This window comes from Methylobacterium sp. yr668 (genome assembly GCF_900116245.1).
Taxonomy (GTDB): domain Bacteria; phylum Pseudomonadota; class Alphaproteobacteria; order Rhizobiales; family Beijerinckiaceae; genus Methylobacterium.
The window spans coordinates 1-7,767 of record NZ_FOZY01000068.1 but is presented as its reverse complement, the minus strand read 5'-3'; the positions used below and the strand labels follow the sequence as shown (position 1 = coordinate 7,767).

Here is a 7,767-nt window from a genome sequence, read left to right as displayed (position 1 = left end):
ATCGCCAAGTCGGTCCAGTCCTGGATTGCGGCCGTTGGCGTAAGGACGGCCTACATCAGCCCTGGCTCGCCGTGGGAGAACGGATATGTCGAGAGCTTCAACGCACAGATACGCAACGAGCTGCTGAATGGCGAGATTTTTTACACGCTCAAGGAGGCGCAGATCATGATCGAGGGCTGGCGACGGCACTACAATACGGTTCGGCCGCATGGCGCATTGGGCTACCGGCCGCCCGCGCCAGAGGTGTTCGTGCCAGCTATAGCCGCTTGGCCGGCTGCACCGGCCAAGCTCGCCGTGGTCCAGCGACCGACACTGCACTAACTTTGACCTTGGACCACCTCGTGGGGGCCGATCAAACTGCCGCACGCGCTGCCCTTGCTCGAGCAACTGCCGAGCGTTCCGCGATGGGTCGTCGCGGATCGTGGCTACTCCAGTCACCGCTTCCGGCAACACGTCCGGGACGCCGGGGCAAAGCCCGCTATCCCGTCCAAGCGCAACGAGGCTCCTGCGCGCTGCCCGACTTGGATCTACACCAACCGCAACATCGTCGAACGGCTCTGGGCAAGGCTCAAGGAGTGGCGAGCCGTTGCAACGCGCTACGAGAAGACTGCCGCCAGCTTCAGCGGCGTCCTCTGCCTCGCTGCAGCCCTCGATCACCTCAGGTGACGACAGGCCCTAGTCGTGGGCGCTGGTCGGCTTTCTCTCGACAGCCTTATGCACTCATGGGGGGCGACAAGCGCGAAGACTACGCTGAGGTGCTTCTTCAAAGACAAACGTGGGCGTCTTGGATAGAGGCAAAAGCCCCGAGTGCCGTTCTCTGCTACGAACGCTTCGCTTTGATATGAGCCGCTGTGCTCCCCCCATCCGGCAGCCCATCAGTGGACCTTTTAACCTTCCGCAAAGGATCGATAGGGGCCTGTCCGCTTTTCCGGCAATTCTTCTCCGAAGCGGACGAGCCGCTTGCGGCCAGACAGCGCCATGCCGGATCGCCGATGGGCACAAAACCGGCCGTTCGGCTTTGCGCCCATTTCAGTCACTTGATGGCCCGCGTGTGCGTCTCCGAAGCGGACATTGGTCAGGCCGGGGGCCGCGACATTCTTCGGTCGATGCCGCCCGCCACGTCTTAGACGGCCGTCGTACGATTTTGCCGTCCGAGCGGTCGAGGGCCGGACAGATCTCCGGCCCCGGTCACACCCCTCAGAGGCTCGGGTGCAGCCCGCGCACGAGGCTGATGCCTTCCAAGATCGAGGCGGCGTGCAGGAGGGTCGTCTCCGCCTGCCAGCTTCCCACCAACTGCACGTTGATCGGCAACCCCTCGCGGCTCGTCCCGAACCGCATCGAAAGCCCCGGCAGGCCCGTCACGTTCAGCGGCACGGTCGCGCCCTGCAGGTAGGTCAGGTCGACGGTCTCGCCGTTGACGACGAGTTCGCTGATGCCGTGCTTGTGCGCCGGCACCGGCAGCACCGGGGTGAGGAGCACGTCGAAGTCCCGGAAGTAGGCCGCGTAGCCGTCCCGCAGCCGCTCCGCCGCCTGCTCGGCCGCGACGTAGTCCTCCACCGACGTGTCCGGCAGCGACAGCATCGTCTTGGCCATCTTGTACATCTGGTCCTCGTGGCCCTTCACCGCCTCGCGGAAGGCCGGCTTCATCTCCATGACGTGGAGCTTGTTGAACACGTCGAGGGCGAAGTCGCGCTCCAGCGCCGGGATGCGGACCTCCTCGACATGGTGGCCCTCGCCCCTGAGGGCCTCGGCGGCAGCCTTCACCGTCGCCGCGACCTGCGTGTCGATGGGCCCGAAGCCCGGCCCGACCATCCAGCCGACCCGCAGCTTGCGGTCCGACATGACGCCCGCGTCGAACGGGACCGTGCTGATCGAGAAGGCGTCCTCGCCGTCGGGGCCGGCGAGCTGCGCGAAGGCGAGCGCGAGGTCGCGGATCGAGCGCGCCATCGGGCCGACATGCCAGAAGCGGCGGGGCGCCCGGGGCCAGATCCCGGTCATCGGCACGCGCCCGTGGGTGGCCTTCAGCGAGACGATGCCGGTCTGGGCGGCCGGGCCGCGCACCGAGATGGCGAGGTCGGTGCCCAGCCCGAGCGGCGACATCCCCGCCGCAATGGCCGCCGACTCGCCTCCGCTGGATCCGCCGGGCGTGCGGTCGAGGTCCCACGGGTTGTTGGAGCGGCCGGAGAGCAAGTTGTCGCTCTCGATCCAGTAGGAGAACTCGGGCAGGTTCGTCTTGGCGAGCAGGAGGCCGCCGGCCTTCTTCATCCGGGCGACGCTGGTCGCGTCGGCGTCGGGGGTACGGCCCTTGAAGATCGGCGAGCCGCGCTGGGTCATCACCCCTGCGGTGTCGATGGAGTCCTTCACGGTGAAGGGCACGCCGTGCAGCGGCCCGAGGTCCCCGCCGGCCATCACCGCGGTCTCGGCCTCCTTCGCTGCGGCGAGCGCGCCGTCCGCGACGGTGACGATGGCGTTGACCTTCGGGTCGACGGCCTCGATGCGGTCGAGGTGCGCCTTCACGACCTCGACGGGAGAGACCTCGCGGGTGCGGATAAGCTCGGCGAGCCGGGTCGCGTCGGAGAAGATGATGTCCTGGGTCATGGCTGCTTTCCCTGCCTAACGTTCGGTAGGCAGACAGTTAGGGCTGGATTTTCGACCCGTCAACCCCTAACTAACGATTGGTAGGTTTTTCGATTCCGACTGGGAGACAGGGGTGAGCACGAACGCGAAGGAGACGATCCTGGCAGCCGCGCGGAAGACCGCGCAGGCGCACGGCTACGGCGGGCTGAGCTACCGCGACCTCGCCGCCGATGTCGGCATCAAGGCAGCGAGCATCTACCACCACTTCGCCAGCAAGGCGGACCTCGGGGCGGCCGTGGCGCGGCGCTACTGGGAGGACATCGCGGTCGAGCTCGACGCCATGCTGGAGCGGACCGGCGACCCGATGGAATGCCTGCGGCTCTACCCCGGCACCTTCCGGCGCTCGCTGGAGGACGGCAACCGGCTGTGCCTGTGCAGCTTCATGTCGGCCGAGTACGCCAACCTACCGGAGGCCGTGCAGCGGGAAGCGCAGGGCTTCGCCGACGTCAACGTCGCCTGGCTCGCCAAGGTCCTGGTGATGGCCAAGGCGGTGAAGCCCGGGGATGCGGAGACGCGGGCGCGGGCGATCTTCGCCGCGGTGTCAGGCGCCCAGCTCTACGCGCGGAGCCGCTCGGACGTCTCGCAGTTCGACGACCTGATCGAGAACTACCGCGCCTCGGGCCTGCTGCCGGCGTAGTGCGATCTGCACACTCGGTTGGGGGCCGGACGGTCCGCATCCGACCCGGCGTAGTCGTTCACGTGCAGCCGCGCCTTCCTTGGAAACGGACGCAAGTTCCACCGCCGCTCCGGCAGCGATGCGGTGGCCCCGGCCGTTCAGCCCTCGTCGGCGTAGCGCTTCCTCAGGGCGGCGAGACCATCCTCGTAGATGCCTTGGAAGAGCTTCGTGACCTCCGCGTCGCTGACCCCGACCGGCTGGAATTCGCCGGACCACTCGACGCGCGACCGCTGCCCGTCGCCGGTCTCCCGGACCCGCAAGGTCGAGAGGTAACCCCTTTGCGGGAAGGGGGACTGAAGGATGTGGTAGCTGTAGCTCCGTCCGGCCTCGTCGAAGGCCATCAGCCGCTCGACGATGACGCCGCCGTCAGGGTTCGCCAGGTGCCGGACGCGGCCGCCCTCGTGCAACTCGGACTTGGGGATGTAGGGCAGCCAGTCCGGCAGGGAGCCGAACCCGCCGATGAGCCGCCACACCTCGGAGGCCGGAGCCGGGATCTCGACGCTTGCCGATGCCGTCGCCATGGCCGCCCCCTACTGACCGGACGGGAGGGGCGCGTCGGGCGCCACGACCCCGCTCCGGCGCAGGTCGCGCCAGAAATCCCCGGACACCTCGAAGCCGATGGCGGCGTGGTCCTCCGCGATCCGCTCCGGGCGGCTCGCCCCGGGGATGACCGCGGCCGAGGCGGGATGGGCGAGCGAGAAGTGGAGCGCCGCCGCCTTGATCGGCACGCCGTGCCTGCCGCACAGCGCCTTGATGGTCTCGACCTTGGCGGCGATCTCGGGTGGCACCGAGCCGTACTCGAAGTGCGCGCCGCCCGCGAGCACGCCCGAGCTGTACGGACCGCCGATGACGATCTCGACCTTCCTCTCGACCGCGGCCGGCATCAGGCGCTCAAGCGCCCTCCCGTGGTCGAGGAGCGTGTAGCGGCCTGCGAGCAGGGTGCCGTTCGGGCGCACCTCGTCGAGCGAGAGCAGCAGCTCCACCGGCTCGACGTTGTTCACCCCGAGGCCCCAGGCCTCGATCACGCCCTCGTCGCGCAGTCGGTCGAGGGCGGGAAAGGCCCCGGTGCGCGCCTGCTCGAACAGCCCGATCCACTTGTCGCCGTGGAAATCCCTGGCGATGTCGTGGACCCACACGAAGTCGAGCCGGTCGACGCCCATGCGCTTCAGGCTGTCCTCGATGGACCGCTTGGCGCCGTCGGCCGTGTAGTCGTAGACGACCTTGTTCGGGCGACCGTACTTGAAGATCTCGCCCTTCTCGCCCTGGTCGCGAGCGCCGGTCTCGACCTCGTCGAGGATGATGCGGCCCACCTTGGTGCTGAGGCGGTAGGCGTCGCGCGGGTACTTCGACAGGGCCTTGCCGAGCCTGATCTCCGACAGGCCGCTCCCGTAGAAGGGCGCGGTGTCGAAGTAGCGCGTGCCGGCCTGCCACGCCGCGTCGACCGTGGCTTCCGCCTCGTCGTCGGGGATGTCGCGGAACATGTTGCCGAGTGGTGCGGCGCCGAAGCCGAGCGGGCCGGCGAGCAGGGCGTCCCTGATGGTCATGGCTCCTCCGAGCGTGGGGAAGTCAGCGCGACATCGGGGCCGTCGTCGTCGGGCCGGCAGAAGGGGGTCGTGTCCCTCGCGATAACCCCGACTAGCCCCGCGAAACGGCGTACAGGCCCCGCACGGAGCCGTATCGGCCGTTCTTGCGAACCTGCCGGCCGTTGTTGCGTATGGGGTATCGAGCGACGAAAGGCCGGTCGGTCTCAGCGACGGACCGTGGCCCGGTACTGCCCGGGCGTCAGGCCGGTGCTCTTGCGGAACACCCGCGTGAAGTTGTCCTGCGTGCCGAAGCCCTGCTCGACCGCGATCTCCATCAGCGTGGCCCGACCAAGCGCCAGCGCCTCCCGGGCCGCTCGGACCCGCCGGTCCGTCACGTAGCGATGCGGGGTCAGGCCGGTCGCCTCGCGGAACAGGCGCGCGAAGTGGAAGGGGCTGAGGCAGGCCTCGGCCGCGAGGCGTTCGAGGGGAATGGGGTCGGCGTAATGCGCTTCGATGTAATCGGTCACCCGCTTGAGGCGGCGGTCGTCGAACTTTCGCGGAGCGGTGGACGGCTTCCAGCGGTCCACCGTGTAATTGGCGATCAGGTGGGCCGCCAAAGCGGTCGTCAGACCATCGACGAACAACCGGTCCGTCGGCGATTGCGGCCTGCCGAGCATGCCCTCGAACGCCCGTGCGAAGCTGACGAGGAGCGGGTCGGCCAAGCCGCCGACGAAGGCGAGTTCGACCAGCGAGGCGTCTATGCCGTAGTCCGCCAGGGCACTGTGCTCGATGAGGGCCGGCGGCAGGCACACGTGGAGGCACGAGATGGCCTCCGAGAGTTCCGCCTTCTCCATGAAGCCGACCGGTCCGGTCCAGGCCGTTCCGGCCCCGGCGAGGCACTTCTCGTCCTGACCGTCACCGGTGCGTCGTACGACAGCGCGGCCGCCGAGCATCACGATGAGCTCGTTGCAGGGATAGGCTTGCCTCGGGTGCGATCCGGCGCCGTTGACCCGGCGTTCGACGACCAACCGGGACCGATGGTCGACCCGACCGAGCACCTGGCATGTTCCTCGCCGCTGGTCCCCCATCGTCTCGAACGACATCAAGGCACCTCGGGTAGGAGCGCTCGCGCATCGAAGCCGCGTACGGTCTTCCAGGCCGATCCTGACCCATCGCAAGCCGTTACGGCAAGCGTGCCCGCGATCCTATGGTGACCGTCGCGGTGAGCGCCTCAAGCCGGTAGGCGGAACCATCCTGCCCCGGGGTCCGAAAATTCGCAGAGCGGCTGGAGGGCCTGGGGTTCGCCGTCCGCGAGGCCGTCGCCGATCAGGCAGCCAAGCTCGCGAACACGAGTGACTGGTGGGCCGAGACACCCGCTGTGACGCCGTCCGCCACGGCCCAACTCACGCTGTGGGGCGCCCGCGCGATGTCGCCGGCCGCATACACCCCCGCCACCGTCGTCAGCTTGGTGGCATCCGTCCGGATGACCGGACCGAACGGCCCTTCGTCGAGCGCGCAGCCGAGCCGTTCCGCCAGCGGGCTGTTCATGCGCGAACGCGGGGCGAGATAGAGTGCCTCGACGGCCGCCGTGCGCCCGTCGCCGAGCATCAAGCTCGACAGCGTCCCACCCTCGCCGACGAGGGCCGCAACGGCGGCAGGCTCGATCCCGACGCCACGGTTCGCGAGCCGGGCGCATGTCTCCTCGTCGGGCATGTCCCCGCCGTTTAGGTAGAGCGTCGTCGGCCCCCATTCGGCGATCAGCATGGCCTGATGCGCGGATAGCGGGGACGCGGCCAGCACGCCGAGCTTCCCGTCTGCGAACTCGTAGCCGTGGCAGTAGGGACAGTGCAGCACGCTTCTGCCCCATCGCTCCGCCAAGCCCGGGATCTTCGGAAGCACATCCGAGATGCCGTAAGCGAGGACGAGGCGCGCTGCCTCCATGGTCGCCCCGCTCGCGAGGGTGACGGTGAAGCCCCGTCCCGCCCGGACGTCGACCGCTTCACCCTCCACGAAGGTCGCCTGCCGGTACGCCGCGAGTTGGGCGCGGGCCTGCGCGAGCATCGCCCGCGGGTCGCTGCCGTCCTGGCCAAGGAATCCGTGCGAGGCCTCGGTGAACCGATTGCGCGGGCTGCCCGCGTCGACCACGCAGACCGAGCGCCGTCCGCGGGCGATGTAGGTGGCCGCCGCCAAGCCGGCGAAGCTGCCTCCCACGACGATCACGTCAAACGGCATGGGCTTGCTCCAGGGTCAGGGCGCCGCCGCGCGCGGCGAGGCGGGCGTGGAAGTCGGCGCTGAGCGCGGCGAGGGTGACGCTGCCGAAGCGGTCCAGCAGCACCCGCTCGGCCTCGCGGAAACCGTCGTCGAGCGCCGCGTTCACGGCCTGCTCGACGAGGCAGCCGGGTGCCTCGGTGCGGTTGCCGATGGCGAACAGGTCTGGCGAACCCAGGGCGACGTGGATGTCGCGGAGGGTGATCCCGTGAAGGTCGCGCGCGAGGGTCCAGCCGCCCCCGTGCCCGCGCCCGGACCGGACGAAGCCCGCCTCCCGGAGCCCGGCCATGGTCCGGCGCACCACGGATGGATTGGTCTGCATGGCGGCGGCGAGTGCCTCGGAGGTGAGCGGTCGCGGCTCCTCCGCCATGTGCAGCAGCACGTGGAGGATGCCGGAAAGGCGGCTGTCACGTCTCATGTGACAAGTGATGTTACATAAAACGGCGCGCGTCAATCAGGACGGCGCGCGGGTTTGCGACGGTCCGAGGAGGGGCATGGTGACGTCCGCTCGGGCTTGATGCGGCACGGAAGCGGACCGGCGCAAACCCGCCCGGAGCGGCCCTGCCGTTTCCGACCCTGGCTGTGTCAAAACCCCGAAGGTGGTAGCTTTCCTCTGCACGACCGGAGGATGGCATGGGACGGTTCGTTGTCGGTGCCGAGCGC

Annotated in this window: 8 protein-coding genes and 1 pseudogene; 3 read left to right on the top strand and 6 right to left on the bottom strand. The window is 68.9% G+C overall.

What is annotated here, in order from left to right:
* Both BM419_RS30865 and BM419_RS30860 read left to right on the top strand, forming a co-directional pair.
* Positions 1 to 321: integrase core domain-containing protein (locus BM419_RS30865; RefSeq protein ID WP_139257166.1), on the top strand; the 321-nt coding region annotated here is incomplete at its 5' end.
* A 33-nt stretch (positions 322 to 354) separates the two neighbouring features.
* Positions 355 to 666, top strand: a pseudogene (locus BM419_RS30860) (transposase); the annotation flags it as partial.
* 531 nt (positions 667 to 1,197) lie between these two features.
* Here BM419_RS30860 and BM419_RS30855 read toward each other — a convergent pair.
* Entirely contained in the window at positions 1,198 to 2,598 is a 1,401-nt protein-coding gene (locus BM419_RS30855) for an amidase (RefSeq protein WP_091928696.1), read from the bottom strand.
* Between the two features lie 112 nt (positions 2,599 to 2,710).
* On the opposite strand from BM419_RS30855, the gene BM419_RS30850 reads away from it, so the two are divergent.
* Positions 2,711 to 3,274: a TetR/AcrR family transcriptional regulator gene (locus tag BM419_RS30850; protein WP_091928695.1), complete on the top strand. Its 564-nt coding sequence runs from the start codon at positions 2,711 to 2,713 to the stop codon at positions 3,272 to 3,274.
* 137 nt (positions 3,275 to 3,411) lie between these two features.
* On the opposite strand, the gene BM419_RS30845 is transcribed toward BM419_RS30850, so the two are convergent.
* From BM419_RS30845 to BM419_RS30825, 5 genes are all read right to left on the bottom strand, one after another.
* Complete coding sequence (locus tag BM419_RS30845) at positions 3,412 to 3,834, bottom strand: SRPBCC family protein (RefSeq protein ID WP_091928694.1); 423 nt, start codon at positions 3,832 to 3,834, stop codon at positions 3,412 to 3,414.
* Between the two features lie 9 nt (positions 3,835 to 3,843).
* On the bottom strand, positions 3,844 to 4,857 hold the full coding sequence (locus BM419_RS30840) for an aldo/keto reductase (protein ID WP_091928693.1): 1,014 nt from the start codon (positions 4,855 to 4,857) through the stop codon (positions 3,844 to 3,846).
* 203 nt (positions 4,858 to 5,060) lie between these two features.
* Positions 5,061 to 5,789 (bottom strand): helix-turn-helix domain-containing protein, encoded by a 729-nt coding sequence (locus tag BM419_RS30835; protein ID WP_244540932.1) that lies wholly within the window; start codon positions 5,787 to 5,789, stop codon positions 5,061 to 5,063.
* A 373-nt stretch (positions 5,790 to 6,162) separates the two neighbouring features.
* Positions 6,163 to 7,068, bottom strand: coding sequence for an NAD(P)/FAD-dependent oxidoreductase (locus BM419_RS30830; protein ID WP_091928691.1), 906 nt, complete (start codon positions 7,066 to 7,068; stop codon positions 6,163 to 6,165).
* A complete protein-coding gene (locus BM419_RS30825) occupies positions 7,058 to 7,522 on the bottom strand; it encodes an Rrf2 family transcriptional regulator (protein ID WP_091928690.1) in 465 nt (154 codons plus the stop codon). The genes BM419_RS30830 and BM419_RS30825 overlap by 11 nt, the downstream gene beginning before the upstream one ends.
* Positions 7,523 to 7,767 lie beyond the last annotated feature (245 nt).

Bases quoted from the DNA above. Each gene is read 5' to 3' on its own strand.
- BM419_RS30825 (WP_091928690.1), bottom strand. From the start codon at position 7,522: ATGAGACGTGACAGCCGCCTTTCCGGCATCCTCCACGTGCTGCTGCAC.
- BM419_RS30855 (WP_091928696.1), bottom strand. From the start codon at position 2,598: ATGACCCAGGACATCATCTTCTCCGACGCGACCCGGCTCGCCGAGCTT.
- BM419_RS30830 (WP_091928691.1), bottom strand. From the start codon at position 7,068: ATGCCGTTTGACGTGATCGTCGTGGGAGGCAGCTTCGCCGGCTTGGCG.
- BM419_RS30840 (WP_091928693.1), bottom strand. From the start codon at position 4,857: ATGACCATCAGGGACGCCCTGCTCGCCGGCCCGCTCGGCTTCGGCGCC.
- BM419_RS30845 (WP_091928694.1), bottom strand. From the start codon at position 3,834: ATGGCGACGGCATCGGCAAGCGTCGAGATCCCGGCTCCGGCCTCCGAG.
- BM419_RS30835 (WP_244540932.1), bottom strand. From the start codon at position 5,789: ATGCTCGGCGGCCGCGCTGTCGTACGACGCACCGGTGACGGTCAGGAC.